The sequence below is a fragment of the Planomonospora alba genome, from assembly GCF_039534085.1.
Lineage (GTDB): Bacteria > Actinomycetota > Actinomycetes > Streptosporangiales > Streptosporangiaceae > Planomonospora_B > Planomonospora_B alba.
The window spans coordinates 1-14,304 of the sequence record NZ_BAAAUT010000022.1 but is presented as its reverse complement, the minus strand read 5'-3'; the positions used below and the strand labels follow the sequence as shown (position 1 = coordinate 14,304).

The 14,304-nt window shown below is 74.1% G+C and carries 12 protein-coding genes; 7 read left to right on the top strand and 5 right to left on the bottom strand.

Annotated elements, in window-relative coordinates; genetic code table 11:
- Nucleotides 1-125: 125 nt before the first annotated feature.
- Nucleotides 126-1,013, bottom strand: a complete 888-nt coding sequence (locus tag ABD823_RS14940; RefSeq protein WP_344859887.1) for a DUF2382 domain-containing protein — start codon at nucleotides 1,011-1,013, stop codon at nucleotides 126-128.
- Between the two features lie 925 nt (nucleotides 1,014-1,938).
- Between ABD823_RS14940 and ABD823_RS14935 the strand changes: the two genes are divergently transcribed.
- Nucleotides 1,939-2,961, top strand: a complete 1,023-nt coding sequence (locus ABD823_RS14935; protein ID WP_344859885.1) for a DUF305 domain-containing protein — start codon at nucleotides 1,939-1,941, stop codon at nucleotides 2,959-2,961.
- Between the two features lie 21 nt (nucleotides 2,962-2,982).
- Here the strand turns inward: ABD823_RS14935 and ABD823_RS14930 are convergent, their stop codons facing one another.
- From ABD823_RS14930 to ABD823_RS14920, 3 genes are all read right to left on the bottom strand, one after another.
- Nucleotides 2,983-3,669 (bottom strand): class I SAM-dependent methyltransferase, encoded by a 687-nt coding sequence (locus tag ABD823_RS14930; protein ID WP_344859883.1) that lies wholly within the window; start codon nucleotides 3,667-3,669, stop codon nucleotides 2,983-2,985.
- Nucleotides 3,670-3,859: 190 nt separating this feature from the next.
- On the bottom strand, nucleotides 3,860-5,443 hold the full coding sequence (locus ABD823_RS14925) for an MDR family MFS transporter (protein WP_344859881.1): 1,584 nt from the start codon (nucleotides 5,441-5,443) through the stop codon (nucleotides 3,860-3,862).
- A gap of 216 nt (nucleotides 5,444-5,659) precedes the next feature.
- Nucleotides 5,660-7,357, bottom strand: coding sequence for a DEAD/DEAH box helicase (locus ABD823_RS14920; RefSeq protein WP_344859879.1), 1,698 nt, complete (start codon nucleotides 7,355-7,357; stop codon nucleotides 5,660-5,662).
- Between the two features lie 504 nt (nucleotides 7,358-7,861).
- Between ABD823_RS14920 and ABD823_RS14915 the strand changes: the two genes are divergently transcribed.
- From ABD823_RS14915 to ABD823_RS14890, 6 genes are all read left to right on the top strand, one after another.
- The gene (locus tag ABD823_RS14915) at nucleotides 7,862-8,761 is read left to right on the top strand and encodes an ROK family protein (protein ID WP_344859877.1); all 900 of its coding nucleotides are present in this window, start codon (nucleotides 7,862-7,864) and stop codon (nucleotides 8,759-8,761) included.
- Nucleotides 8,762-8,925: 164 nt separating this feature from the next.
- Nucleotides 8,926-9,507 (top strand): RNA polymerase sigma factor, encoded by a 582-nt coding sequence (locus ABD823_RS14910; protein WP_344859875.1) that lies wholly within the window; start codon nucleotides 8,926-8,928, stop codon nucleotides 9,505-9,507.
- A gap of 59 nt (nucleotides 9,508-9,566) precedes the next feature.
- Complete coding sequence (locus ABD823_RS14905) at nucleotides 9,567-10,034, top strand: peroxiredoxin family protein (RefSeq protein ID WP_344859873.1); 468 nt, start codon at nucleotides 9,567-9,569, stop codon at nucleotides 10,032-10,034.
- Nucleotides 10,035-10,176: 142 nt separating this feature from the next.
- Nucleotides 10,177-10,704 (top strand): NUDIX hydrolase family protein, encoded by a 528-nt coding sequence (locus tag ABD823_RS14900; RefSeq protein ID WP_425566616.1) that lies wholly within the window; start codon nucleotides 10,177-10,179, stop codon nucleotides 10,702-10,704.
- Between the two features lie 305 nt (nucleotides 10,705-11,009).
- Nucleotides 11,010-12,053, top strand: a complete 1,044-nt coding sequence (locus tag ABD823_RS14895; RefSeq protein ID WP_344859869.1) for an endo-1,4-beta-xylanase — start codon at nucleotides 11,010-11,012, stop codon at nucleotides 12,051-12,053.
- Nucleotides 12,054-12,147: 94 nt separating this feature from the next.
- Nucleotides 12,148-13,311, top strand: coding sequence for a methyltransferase (locus ABD823_RS14890; RefSeq protein WP_344859866.1), 1,164 nt, complete (start codon nucleotides 12,148-12,150; stop codon nucleotides 13,309-13,311).
- Here ABD823_RS14890 and ABD823_RS14885 read toward each other — a convergent pair.
- On the bottom strand, nucleotides 13,301-14,304 hold a 1,004-nt coding region (locus ABD823_RS14885), incomplete at its 5' end, for a sensor histidine kinase (RefSeq protein ID WP_344859864.1). The genes ABD823_RS14890 and ABD823_RS14885 overlap by 11 nt on opposite strands.

The following is a 14,304-nucleotide window of genomic DNA, read 5'->3' as shown; positions in this document are numbered from 1 at the left end:
TTCCATACGGGTACCGTCCGTCGCCTACCCGGGCGACCCCCGGTCGAACGGCCCGGAGGGGAGCACGGAAAGCGGACGTCCCGCCGGTCCGGTGGACCGGCGGGACGTGTCCCGGGGCGGGGAGGTCAGAAGGTGCGGCCGGAGCCGTCGACGTCGCCCTCGACGTCGATGCGCTCCTTGCGGACCTGCCCGGAGACGGTCTCCTCGTCGGCGACCCGCTGCTTGTCGAGGCGCACCCGCTCGACCGGCACGGTGCGCTTGTCCACCACCGGGCGCTCCTCGTGCAGGGTGACCTCGTGCTCACTTTCGCGGAGGTCGGGGCCGGACAGGGCCGCCTCCCGGTTGGCGTCGGTGATCGGCTCCCGCTCGACGCGCACCTCCTCACGGGTGACCGGCACGTCGACCCGCCGCTCCTCGGTGACCACGTACTTGTGCAGCCGGGCCCGGCCGGCCTCGTGCTCCTCGGTGCCGACGGCCAGCTGCTCCTCGGAGCGGGTCATCGCGTCGTCGGCGTGGCCCGGCCGCCCGGTGCCGTCCGCGCCGGCCGGCCACGCGGTGCCGTCCGCGCCGGCCGTACCGGCCGTGTGTCCCGGCAGCCCGGCGTCGGTACGGCCCAGCCGCTCGCGCTCGCGCTCGCCCCCGGTGTGCGCCCAGCCGTCCCCGCCGGGCCGGTTGGCCTGCCGCCAGGAGGTCTCCCAGTCCAGGTCGTAGTAGCGGTACAGCTCCCGCTCCTCCTCGGGCGGCAGGTGGCCGTCGGGGCCGAGGTCGACGCCGGGGGCGTCCTTGACCCGCTCCTTGGCGTAGCCGACCTCGACGTGGTCGGCGACCACGTCGGCGGCCTGGGTCGGGACGAAGCGCTCCCGCATGCCGAGCAGGCCGCTCCTGACGCACAGCCACGTGGGCCGCCCGGTGGCGTCGTCGAGGTAGACGTGCTTGACCTCGCCGATCTTCTCGCCGTTGATGTCGTACACGTCCTGGTCGAGAACGGTGCGGACCTGATCCTGAGTGATCATGTCGTTCCTTTCTCTTCGATCCTTCGGTCACGAATCGATAACCACGGATCTACGGAGGAAACCTGGCGGACCGGAAACCGCCCGGGCCGTACCGGCCGCCGCCCGGGCCCGCGGGACGGCCGCCCGCGGCCAGTTCGGGCGCGGAAAACGCGTTCCACCCGCCGGAAGGGCCGCCGGGACGGGCCCTCCCTCGGAAACGGCCCGCGACCTGCGGGATCCTCCGGAACCCTGGCCTGAAGGTGAGAACCGGCTTACCGGCCGTCACCCGCCGGGCTCCCTCTCGGCACCCGGGAAGGCGGCGGGCCCGGCGCTCCCGCGGCCGGCGGCGACGGCGGCGACGGCGGTGAGGGCGGTGAACGGGACGGCGGCGCGCACGGCGCCGGGCCGGGGTGGTTCCCGGGCGCGCCGGAGGAGGGCGGAAGGCCCATCCGGTGCCCTGCCTTTTACGCTCCCGTGGCCCCCCGGAACCGCCCTCGACCGCGGTCGCGTCATGGCTCCGTCAGCTGCCCCTGTGGCCCCGTGTCGCGCTTGAGTGCGGAACGCGGTTGCACGACGATCATGCGTGACGGTGCGACGCCCGGCCGCTCGGCAGGCGGACGAGGGCGAACGGTATGCGGGGACGCGCGATCACCGGCGGGTGCGCGTCCGGCCGTACCGGTCGCGCGCGGCCCCGGACGGCTCGACCGGCCACCCGGGCCCGGGGCGCGGAGCACGGCGACGGTCGAGGCCATCTCCGCTCCGGGAGTCGCCGCCGTCATCGATGGGCTCTCCCGGTGTCTCCTGTCTCCGCACAGTGCCGGGCGCCTCGCGCCGCCGTGGCGGCGCGAGGCGCGCGACACCGGGACGGGCCCGCGGCCTGCCTGCCACCACCCGTCCAGAGACTTCAGAAGAGGTACCCGTTCACATGCGCTTGACTCCTTTCCGTGTGCGCCTGACTCCCCTGCGTGCTCGCCTGACCCCGCTGCGCCGCAACGTCGCCATCGCCACGGCCGTCGCCGTCGGGGCGGTCGGCGTCCCCGTCACGATCGCCTGGAGCACCTCGTCCGGCAACCCCGGCGCGGTCATGTGGACCGCGCCCAACGTCGCCGCGGCACCCGGCGTCGCCGCGGCGCCCCGGCACCGGCACGGCGACCACGGCTCCGGCCTGCAGCCGTTCCCGACCCCGACGGTGGCCTACGAGTTCGGGGAGAGCCTGGCCGAGCTGGAGGGCGAGGAACTGGAGATCGCGGCCCTGGCGCAGATGATCCCGCACCACCGCGCCGGGGTGGAGATGTCCCGGCTGGAGGTCCAGCGCGGCGTCGACCCGCGGATCCGCACGCACGCCGAGAACATCGTCGCCTTCCAGGGCTTCCAGGTCCAGCAGCTCGTCCGCTGGCTGCGCGAGTGGTACGGGCTCACCCCGGAGCAGGCCGTCCGGAGCCTGCCCCGCGAGCTCCGCCAGGAGATCGCGGAGGCGGAGGAGCACCTGGAGGAGATGCTCGACGAGCTGCGGGAGACCCCCGCGGGCCGCCGGTTCGACGTCGAGTTCGTCCGGTGGATGATCCCGCACCACGTCTGGGGCATCGTGACGTTCCTGGAGGCCGCGACCCGTGCCGTCCACCCCGAGCTCCGGGTGGCCGCGTCCACGGTGAACGACGTGCAGCAGTTCCAGATCACCGACATGCGGACCTGGCTGTCCTTCCAGGACGGCGACCACGACCACGGCGACCACGACCACGACGGTCGTGACGGCCGCGGCGGCCGCCACGACCGCGACAAGGACGACGACGTCGCCGACGTCGACTTCGGCGACGACGACGATGATGACGACGACGGCCGCCACGGGCGCCACGGCCGCCACGACCGCGACAAGGACGACGACGTCAGCGGGGTCGGCGGCGTCGGCGGTGCGGACGACGATGACGACGACGGGCGAGGGGGTCACGGCGGCCGCGGCGGGCACCACTAGGGACCGCCCGCCGTCACCGGCTCAGCGCGGTACGGCGCGCACCCACCCGCGCTCGTCGTCCAGGAACCCGGCGACGGTCAGGCCCGCCTCGCCGAGGCTCCGCTCCAGGTAGTCGTCGTCGAGGCGGCGGCTGACGAAGGTGTGGGTCCAGCGCCGCTCACCGACGGTGTACACCATGGTGGCCTCCAGCAGGCCGGGGCCGGGACGGCTGATGCCGGTCATCCGGACGGTCCGGCCGTCGCCGGCCCGCCGCTCGAACGGCCGGACGGCGTCGTACCACTCCGGCGGCTTGCGCTGGAGGATGACGCAGCCGCCGTCGGCGACGTGCGCGCGGCAGGTGCGCAGGAACCCGGCGCGCAGGTCGTCGTCGGCGGTCTCGACGACGAACGACATCAGCAGCACCACGTCGAAGGTCCGGGGCAGCGCCAGGGTCTGGATGGGGGAGCAGACCGTCTCGGCGCCGGTGATGTGGGCGAGCATCTCGGGCGACTCGTCGACGGCGACGACCTCGTGCCCGAGCGCGAGCAGCGGGCGGGTGATGCGCCCGGCGCCGGCGCCGAGCTCGAGGATGCTCGCCCCGGCCGGGACGGCGGAGTGGATGATCCCGGGCTCGTCGCCCGCGGTGAGGGTGGCGTAGTAGTCGACCGCGCAGCCGTCCGGGGTGATCGGCCCGGGACCCGTTCCGTGGTAGATCCGTCGTGGAGTCATGATCCCACTGTGCCTCCGCTCACGGCCGGAGCGGGGTGACGGTCGTGGACTCCCCGGTGCGGCGCGGGTGCCCCCGGACGGGAAAGGGCGGCCGCGGTGCGGCCGCCCTTCCGGGTGGGACGAGCGTGCGCCCCGCCGGTCGGCGGAACGCCGCCGGGTCACCGGTGGAGCGCCGCCGGCGGGATCGCCGTCAGTGGGCGGCCGCGCGCTCCTGCGCCAGCCGCTCCTCGCCGGAGAGCGTGTTGAGCGGCTTCTCCTTGATGAACAGCACCGCCACCAGCGCGAGCGCGGTCAGCGGCACGCCGATGAGGAACAGCTCGGCGGTGGCCGTGGCGTACACGTCCTGGATGACGGCGACGACCGGCGCGGGCAGCTCGGAGATGTCCGGGACGGCGTGGGCGTCCCCGCCCGAAGCGGCCGGGGCGCCCGCGGCCAGCGGGCCGAGCTTCTCCGTCATCAGCGCGGTGATCCGGTTGGCGAGCACCGCGCCGAGGGCGCTGACGCCGACCGCGCCGCCCATGCTCCGGAAGAAGGTCAGCGCCGAGGTGGTGACGCCCAGGTCGTGCGCGGGCACGTCGTTCTGTGCGGCGAGCACGAGGTTCTGCATGAGCATGCCGACGCCGACGCCGAGCACCGCCATGTAGGCCAGGAGCAGCGGCGTGGGGGTCTGGCCGTGGATCGTGGACAGCAGGCCCATCCCGGCGAGCATGACGACGCCGCCGGCCACCAGGAAGCCCTTCCACCGGCCCCACTTGGTGATGAGCTGCCCGGCGATGGTGGAGGAGACCAGCAGGCCGAAGACCATCGGCAGGCTCATCAGGCCCGCGATCGTCGGGGACTTGCCGAGCGCGATCTGGAAGTACTGCGACAGGAACACCGTGCCGCCGAACATCGCCACGCCGACCAGCACGCTGGCCACGGTCGCCAGGGTGACCGTGCGGTTCTTGAACAGGTAGAGCGGGATGATCGGCTCGGCGGCCCGGGACTCCACCCAGAGCGCCAGCGCCAGCACGACCAGGCCGCCGCCGACGAGGCCCGCCGTCCACCAGGAGGCCCACTCGAACTGGTTGCCCGCCAGCGACGACCACACCAGGATCGTGGAGACGCCCAGCGTGATCAGGAAGGCGCCCAGGTAGTCGACCTTGACCTCCTTGCGCTCCACCGGGAGGTCGAGCGTGCGCTGGAGCAGGACGATGGACAGGATCGTGAACGGCACGCCGATCAGGAAGCACCAGCGCCAGCCGAGCCAGGAGGTGTCGACGAGCACGCCGCCGATGAGCGGCCCGGCCACGGTGCCGACGCCGAACACGGCGCCGAAGACGCCGGCGTAGCGGCCGAGCTCGCGCGGCGGGATCATGGCCGCCATCACGACCATGGACAGCGCGGTCATGCCGCCCGCGCCGACGCCCTGCACCACGCGGCTGACGATCAGGATCTCCACGTTCGGGGTGAGTCCCGCGATCAGCGAGCCCACCACGAACAGCACCAGGGAGAACTGGATCAGCAGTTTCTTGCTGTAGAGGTCGGCCATCTTGCCCCAGAGCGGCACGGTGGCCGTCATGGCCAGCAGCTCGGAGGTGACGATCCAGGTGTAGACGGTCTGGGTGCCGTTCAGGTCGGTGATGATGCGCGGCAGGGCGTTGGCCACGACCGTCGAGGCGAGGATGGACACGAACATCCCCACCATCAGGCCGGACAGGGCCTGCAGAACCTTCTTGCGGGAGGTCGGCGGGGGTGCGGAGGCGGACTCGGGCGGTGAGCTGGTGGCGGTCATTCTTCCTCGGGTCTCTGACAGGGACGGCATGCGGCGCCCGGTGCTGCTCCGGAGCTCTGCGGGGGACGCCGGGCGGTTCAACGACCGGGCCCGGGAAGAAATTTCACACCATGCACATTTTTTTCGGAGTAGTGAGCCAAGTCACAGATGGGGCCGGCCCGGCGGCAGACCCGGGGTGCCCTCCGGAGGGCACCCCGGGGCGGTCCGCGGGCGCCGTCAGCGCCCGGGGCGGCGCTCCCGGCGGACCGTGGCCCTGCGGCCCTTGATCGTGGTCGTGCGCAGGGCCGCGATCACCTCGTCGGCCGCCGGCGCGGGGACCTCCACGAGCGAGAACCGGTCGGCGATCTCGATGGCCCCGATGTCGCGCCCGCTGAGCCGCGACTCCCCGGTGATCGCGCCGACCAGGTCCTGCGGCCGGACGCCGGCCGCCCGGCCCACCCCGACGAACAGGCGCGTCATGCCGCCCGCCGGTCCGCGGTCGCGCCGCTCGTCACGGCGGCCGCCCTCGTCGCGCCTGCCGCCCTCGGCGCGGCCCCGCCGGTCCGGCCTGGCCGCGACCGAGACCTCGGGGATGTCCTCCTCGGCCTCCTCGCCGCCCCCGGTGGCCTCGTGCGCCAGCTTCACCGCGGCGAGCGCCACCTCCATGACGTCGAACTCGTCGGTGAGCGTCTCGACGACGACGCGGAAGCGCTCGAGGTCGTCGGTGAGCAGGCTCTCCTGGAGCGCGGCGCGGGTCAGCTCCAGCCTCCGGGCGCGCAGGTCGGCGACGGTCGGGATCTTCTCCACCGGGATGCGCTGGCCGGTCACCCGCTCGATGGCCTTGAGCATCCGGTGCTCGCGCGGCTCGGCCAGGGTGACGGCGACGCCCTCGCGGCCCGCCCGGCCGACCCGGCCGATCCGGTGCACGTAGGACTCGGGCGCGGAGGGGACGTCGTAGTTCACCACGTGGGTGAGCTGCTCGATGTCGAGGCCGCGCGCGGCCACGTCGGTCGCGACGAGCAGGTCCGCGGTGCCGGCGCGCAGCCGCCCCATCACCCGGTCGCGCTGCTCCTGGCCCATGCCGCCGTGCAGCGCCTCGGCGCGGTAGCCCCGGCCGTTCAGGGTCTCGGTGAGCTGGTCGACCTCGTCGCGGGTGCGGCAGAAGACGATGGCGGCCTCGGGCGCCTCCACGTCCAGCACGCGGCCCAGGGCCGCGGGCTTGTACGTGCGGGGGACCACGTAGGCGACCTGCCGCACCAGCGGGGCCTCACCGGGAGCCGCGGCCGGGCGCCGGATCTCGATGCGGACCGGGTCGTTCAGGTGGCGGCGGACGATCCCGTTGATGCGCGGCGGCATCGTCGCCGAGAACAGCACCGTCTGGCGGTCGTCGGGCGTCTCCTGGAGGATGGCCTCGATGTCCTCGGCGAAGCCCATGTCGAGCATCTCGTCGGCCTCGTCCATGACGACCGTCTCCAGGCCGCCCAGGTGGAGCGTCCCGCGACGGATGTGGTCGAGGGCGCGGCCGGGCGTCGCGACCACGACGTCGACGCCGCGTTCGAGCGCCCGCAGCTGCCGCCCGATCGGCTGCCCGCCGTAGATCGGCAGGACGCGGGTGTCCAGGCCCCGGCCGTAGTGGTGGAACGCCTCCGAGACCTGCATGGCCAGCTCCCGCGTCGGCACCAGGACCAGGGCGCGGGGTCCGCCGTCCGCGCCGTCCGGGGCCATCCGCTGCAGCACCGGGAGCGCGAACGCGGCCGTCTTGCCCGTGCCGGTGGCGGCCTGGCCGAGCAGGTCGCGTCCCTCCAGGAGGGGCGGGATCGCCTCGCGCTGGATGGGGGTGGGCTCCTCGTAGCCGAGGCCGGACAGCGCGTCCAGCAGTTCGGGCCGGAGCTCCAGCTCGGCGAACCCGCTCGGGTCGGTCGTGTTCAGGGTCATCGTCGCTTCCTTGTCGCGGGACGGACGCGCGGGACCCGTCCCGCCCGCCGGTCCGGTCCCCCGCGGATGGTCCGTGCCCGTCAATGATCTCAGGTCACCGGTGCCGCGGGACCGGTGCGGTGCCCGGTACGGCCGGCGCCCGGTGGCGGGTCCCGGCCGCACCGGGCGGATGGCCGCCCGGTGCGGCCGGTCCGCAGGGCCTGTCCGCGTCAGAGTGCTTATCTCATACATGACCGCGTTCGATCCAATCGAACGGCCTGCGAGCGGAGATCTTCGCGGGCGGACCGGGCCCGGCCCGCCCGCCCGGCCCCGCGGGCCACGAGGGAGCCACCGCCGTTGACATCGTTGTCATAAGGTCCTACCGTCGAGCTCGCTTACTCGGTTAAGCGATCATTCCGACCTCCAGGAGGACACCGTGCCCAGGTCCCGCGCCGCCGGTACGGCCGGCCGCCCGCGCCCCGTCCCGCCCGCCGGTCCGGCCCGCCGCGCGGGGGAGGCCCGGCCGTGACCGTCCTGGCCGTGGACATCGGCGGCACGAAGTTCGCCGCCGCCGCGGTGGACGCCGACGGGGCGATCGCGGCGCGCGCCGAGATCCCGCTGCGGCACCGGGCCCGTCCCGAGGAGACGCTGCTGGAGGTGGTCGGCCGCGTCACCGCCCGGGTGCCCGCGGCCCGCCTGGAGGGTGTCGGCATCGGGTCGGCCGGGCCGCTCGACCCGGTCGCCGGCACGGTCAGCCCGGTCAACATCCCCGCCTGGCGCGGCTTCCCGCTGGTGGACGCGCTCGGCGGACTGCTCCCCGGCCGCCCGGTACGGCTGGCGGGCGACGCCCAGTGCATGGCGCTGGGCGAGTGGTGGAAGGGGCTGCCGGAGCGCGGGCCGTCCGGGGCCGTGCTCGGCATGGTCGTCTCCACCGGGGTCGGCGGCGGCTTCGTCCTCGACGGCGCGCCGTACCTCGGCCCGACCGGCAACGCCGGGCACATCGGCCACATCACCGCCGACCCGGACGGCGAGCCGTGCCCGTGCGGGGCGGCCGGATGCGTGGAGACCGTCGCCAGCGGGCCGAGCATGGTCCGCTGGGCCCGGGCGAACGGCTGGACGGGCCGGGACGCCCGGGCCCTCGCCCTGGACGCGCACGCCGGCGTCGCGGTCGCCGAGCTCGCCTTCCGGCGTGCCGCCGACGCGCTGGCCACCGCCGTGCTCACCGCCGCGGCCCTGCTCGACCTCGACCACGTCGTGGTCGGGGGAGGCGTCGCCGCCGCCGGGCCGGTCCTGCTGGACCCCCTCGGGCAGGCGGTCGCCCGCAACGCCGGCCTGGGCTTCCTGCGGCGCCTGCGGGTGGCGGCGACCAGCCTCGGCCGGGACGCCGGCCTGCTCGGCGCCGCCGCGCTGGTGCTGCCGCGGTGACGCCCGGCGGGGCCGGTCCCGAGGGGGTGAATCCTTTCGCGGCGTGCGGGCCTCTTATGGGGTGACGGTCACGCTGGGAAAGGAGATGCGGATGAGCGACGTCGTGACGCCGGCCGGTCGGCCGGCACCGTCCACGGCCCCGTTCCGGTGGCGGGGGTGCGGACGTGACTGACCGCGCCTGGGCGAGCACGCGGCTCATCGAGGCCGCGCAGGCCGGTGACCGGGAGTCGATCGCGGCGGTGGTCCAGGGCGCCCACTCCCACGTGCGGCGCTTCGCGGAGCACCTCTGCGCCTCACCGCAGGATGCCGAGGACGCCGCGCAGGAAGCGCTGATCATCCTCTACCGGAAGATCGGTTCACTGCGCGCCACCGGGGCGCTGGCGTCATGGATGTTCCGGATCGTCCGGAACGAGTGCCTGCGCCGGGCCCGGCTGCTGCTCGACCGCCATGACGGCTACGGCGAGACCGGCGCCGACCCGGCGACCTCGGCCGAGGAGGAGGTCATCCGGCGGCTGGAGGCCGATCTCGTCGCACAGGCGATCAAGGAACTGCCGGACGTCCAGCGCAGGGTGCTGATCATGCGGGATGTGCTGGGCCACCCGGGGCGGGTGGTCGCGGAGAGGCTCGGGCTGAGCGACGCCGCGATGAAGTCCCAGCTGCACCGGGCCCGCAGCAGGCTGCGGCGGAGCCTGGGCGGGCTGAGCGACGCCGGCGGCCCGCACGGGGCCGGAACCACCGGCGCCTGACCCGAGCGGGCCGTGTCCCCGCAACGTTCCCGCAACCCGAGTCGAAGTGGAGCCCCACCATGCTTGAAACCGGATCACCCGCGCCCGACGTCGTTCTGGAGGACACCGACGGCCGGGCCGTCCGCCTGTCCGACCACCGAGGCCGCCACGCCGTGCTCGTCTACTTCATGCGGTCGACGTCGTGCCCGGTCTGCAACCGGCACGTCCAGGACCTCGTCCGGCACCGCGACGAGTTCGCCGCCGACGACCTCCGGGTGTTCGTCGCGGTTCCCGAGGACCGCCGGACGGCGGCCGCGTGGAAGGCCGAGCGCGGGATCCCGTTCCCCGTCCTCACCGGCCGCCACGGCACCCCGCACGAGATGATCGGCCTGAGCAGGAAGGTCTTCGGCTCGCTGCAGCAGTCGGGCAGCGTCCTCATCGACTCCCAGGGCGTCATCCGCCACGCCCACGGCGCCACCATGCCCACCAACGCCTACCACAGGAAGGCGATCCTCGCCGCGGTCCAGGCCCTCCGCGCCCGGAGGTGATCCGCATCAGGACGGTCTCCGTCCTGCGAACGGGGCCGGGAGCGCATTCCGTGCGCTCCCGGCCATTCCTCTTTCATCCGGATCATCCGGACGCGGCCGTGTGCCCCCGGCGGGCACCGAGTAGGATCGGCGAGTGGCCGAAATGACCGAAACCACGCCCGGCTGGCTCTCCCCCGAGGAGCTGGAGCTCACCCGCGCCCGGATGCCGATCCTCTACGTCGAGGCCGTGCCGGTGCGGGTCGACGACAGCGGAGCGGTCACGCACGTCGGCCTGCTCCTGCGCATCGGGGCGGACGGCACGGTCAGCCGCGCGCTCGTGTCCGGCCGGGTGCTCCACCACGAGCGGGTCCGCGACGCGCTCCTGCGCCACCTGGAGAAGGACCTCGGCCCGGTGGCGCTGCCCCGGGTCCCGGCCTCCCCGCAGCCGTTCACCGTCGCCGAGTACTTCCCGACGAAGGGCGTCACCCCCTACCACGACCCCCGCCAGCACGCGGTCTCGCTCGCCTACGTCGTCCCGGTCGCGGGCGACTGCCGTCCCCGCCAGGACGCCCTCGACTTCGCCTGGTTCACCCCGCAGGAGGCGGCCTCGCCGTCGGTGCTGCAGGAGATGTCCGGCGGGCACGACGTGCTGCTGAAGCAGGCCCTGGCCCACGTCGGCGCCCTGCTCTGACGGCGTCGCCCCGGCCTGTCCCGGGGCGACGCCGTACGGTCGCCCCCGCGCGCCCGGAGGCGTCCGGCCGAGGGGGCCGGAGCGGTGCCGGCGGGGCCTGCCGGCGGTGGAGCCGGGGACGGGGCCCTGTCCGCCCTGCTCGGCCGCCCCGGCTGTGCGAAAGCTTTCGGGACGTTGACTCCATGCCTTCATTGCCTCTACGTTTCGTGTCACGAAACATCTCGGTAATCTTCTGAAAGTTTCGACGGGCCGCGTCGTGACTTCGGGGGCTGAGGGTTGCCATCGACAGCACAAGTGAGGCATCCATGAAACGTCTCCTGCTGGGACTGGTGGCCGCCGCGTTCGCGTTGGCCGTACCCCTGCCCGCCCACGCCGACCGGACCCCGGACGACCTGCGCGACCTGGCGCGCAGGATCGGCGTGCACATCGGCTCGGCCGTCGACCCCACCGCCCTCGCCGACGAGGCCGACTACCGCAAGGTGCTCAACCGCGAGTTCACCCACGTCACCGCCGAGAACGCGATGAAGTGGGAGTCGGTCGAGCCCGAGCGCGGCGTCTACGCCTGGGAGGCGGCCGACGCGGTGGTCCGCAACGCGCTGCGCCACCGCCAGAAGATCCGCGGGCACACCCTCGTCTGGCACAACCAGCTGCCCGCCTGGCTCACCGAGGGCGTGAACGACGGCAGCATCGGCGCCGCGGAGCTCCGCTCCATCCTGCGCAAGCACATCATGACCGAGGTCGGCCGGTACCGCGGCAAGATCCGCGCCTGGGACGTGGTCAACGAGGTGGTCGACGACTCGGGCAACCTGCGCGAGAGCATCTGGCTCACCCACCTCGGCCCCGGCTACATCGCCGACGCCTTCCGCTGGGCGCACCAGGCCGACCCCCACGCCAAGCTGTACATCAACGACTACAACCTGGAGTGGGACACCAAGAAGATCGACAAGACCCTGGAGATCGTCAAGGACCTGAAGGCCAAGCGGGTGCCGATCCACGGCATCGGCTTCCAGGGCCACCTCGGCATCCAGTACGACTACCCGGGCGACTTCGCGAACGTCATGCGGCGCTTCACCGACCTCGGCCTGGAGGCCGCGATCACCGAGGCCGACGTGCGCATGGTCATGCCGGCCACCCCGGAGAAACTCGCCACCCAGGCCGACTACTACACGCGCATGCTGACCACCTGCGTGGAGAACCGGCGCTGCGTCGAGTTCACCGTCTGGGGCTACACCGACCGGCACTCCTGGGTCCCCGGCTGGTTCGAGGGCGAGGGCGCGGCCTGCGTCATGGACGAGAACCTGGTCCCCAAGCCCGCCTACCGGGCCCTGCTGACCGTCCGCAGGAAGTGAGCGCCGCGGACGCACCCTGAACCCCTGGCCGGGCACCGCCCTCCCGCCCCTCGCGGTGCCCGGCCGGGCGCGGGCCTCGGCTAGCCTGGGGCCGGTGAACCGCCTGACGACGCCGCAGGGGGAGTACGACCTCACCCGCTTCCCCGACGACCCCCGCGACCCGTTCCGCGCCTGGGACGCCGCCGACGAATACCTCCTGCGGCACCTCGCCGGGACCGACGGCGGACCCGCGGACCTGTCGGGCACCGTGGTCGTCTCGGGCGACCGGTGGGGGGCCCTGGTCACCGCGCTCGCCGGGCACCGTCCCATCCAGATCACCGACTCCTTCCTCACCCAGGAGGCGACCCGCGCCAACCTGGCGCGCAACGGGATCGGCGCGGACGCGGTGCGGCTGCTGTCGACCCAGGACGCGCCGCCGGACCGGATCGACGTGCTGCTCGTCCGGGTGCCCAAGAGCCTCGGCCTCCTGGAGGACCAGCTGCACCGCCTGGCCCCCGGCGTGCACGCCGGCACCCTCGTCGTCGGCACGGGGATGGTCACCGAGATCCACACCTCGACGCTCCGGCTGTTCGAGCGGATCATCGGCCCGACCAGGACCTCGCTGGCGGTGAAGAAGGCGCGCCTCGTCCTCTGCTCGCCCGACCCGGATCTCGCCCGCACCCCCAGCCCCTGGCCGCGCGGCTACACGCTGCCCGACGGCGTCGGGGCGGTCTCGGGCCGGACCGTCGTCAACCACGCGGGCGTCTTCTGCGCCGACCGCCTCGACATCGGCACCCGGTTCTTCCTGCGCCACCTGCCCGCCGTACGGGGTGCGCGGCGCGTGGTCGACCTGGGCTGCGGCAACGGGGTGGTCGGCACGGCCGTGGCGCTGGCCGCCCCCGAGGCCGAGGTGGTCTTCGTCGACGAGTCCTACCAGGCGGTGGCCTCGGCGCGGGCCACCTACCGGGAGAACGCCGGGCAGGGGAGGGCGTCCGGCGGGGCGGAGTTCCGGGTCGGCGACGGGATGGCGGGCTTTCCGGCCGGGTCGGTGGACCTGGTGCTGAACAACCCGCCGTTCCACAGCCACCGGGGCACGAGCGACGCGACGGCCTGGCGCATGTTCACCGGGTCGCGGGCCGCGCTGCGCCGCGGGGGCGAGCTGTGGGTCATCGGCAACCGGCACCTCGGATACCACGTGAAACTCCGCCGGATCTTCGGCGGCTGCGAGGTCGTCGCGAGCGACCCGAAGTTCGTCGTCCTGCGCGCCGTCAGGCGCTGACGGGCCCGGCGGGCGGCGCCTCACGGTCCCCGGGCGCCCCGCCGCCCGGTACGGCCCGCGCCGCCCCGGGATCACCGGAGGGTCCCGGGGCGGTCGGCGGGGCGGGCCCGGCGACGGGCAGGGTGAGGGTGAAGGTGGAGCCCTCGCCCGGTGTGCTGGCGGCGGTCAGGGCGCCGCCGTGGGCCTGGGCGATCGTCCTGGCGAGGGACAGGCCCAGCCCGATGCCCTGGATGGCGCGCTCGGCGGCGAACCGCGTGCGGTAGAAGCGCTCGAAGACCTGCGGCAGCTCGTCGGGGGCGATGCCGGCCCCGGTGTCGGTGACCGCGATCGACACGGTGCCCCCGGTGCCCCCGGCATCCTCGGTGCCCCCGGCGCCCCCGGCATCCCCGGCGCCTCGGCCGTCCGCGGCCTCCCCGCCGGCGGAGGCGTGCACGGCGACCGGGGCGCCGGCGGGGGAGAACTTCACGGCGTTCGACAGCAGCGCGCCCACCGCCCGCACCAGCAGGCCGCGGTCGGCGGTGACGCGGTCCACGCCGGGGTCCACGCGCACGTCGACGGCGTGCCCGGCGGAGCGGGCCTCGGCGAGGCCGAGGCGCACCGCCTCGTCGACGACCTCGCGCACCGCCACCTCGGCCGGCTCCACGGTCAGCTTCCCGGTGTCCGTGGTGTTGACGGCCAGCAGGTCCTCGACCAGGTGCTGGAGCCGGGCCGCGTTGCGGGTCACGGCGTCCAGCATCCGGAGCTGCGCGGGGGCCAGCGGCCCGACCTCCTCGCCGGTGAGGATCTCCAGATAGCCGATGATCGTGGTCAGCGGGGTGCGCAGCTCGTGGGAGACGCCGGCGACGAAGTCGTTGCGCTCCCGGTCCAGCTCCCGCAGCCGGGCCACGGTGGCCTGCTCGGCCTCGTACGCCTCGCGCAGTGCCCGCTCGGCCCGGCGCCGGTCGGTGATGTCGTGGATGAACGCGTTGAACGTCCACTGGTCGTGCTCGCGGG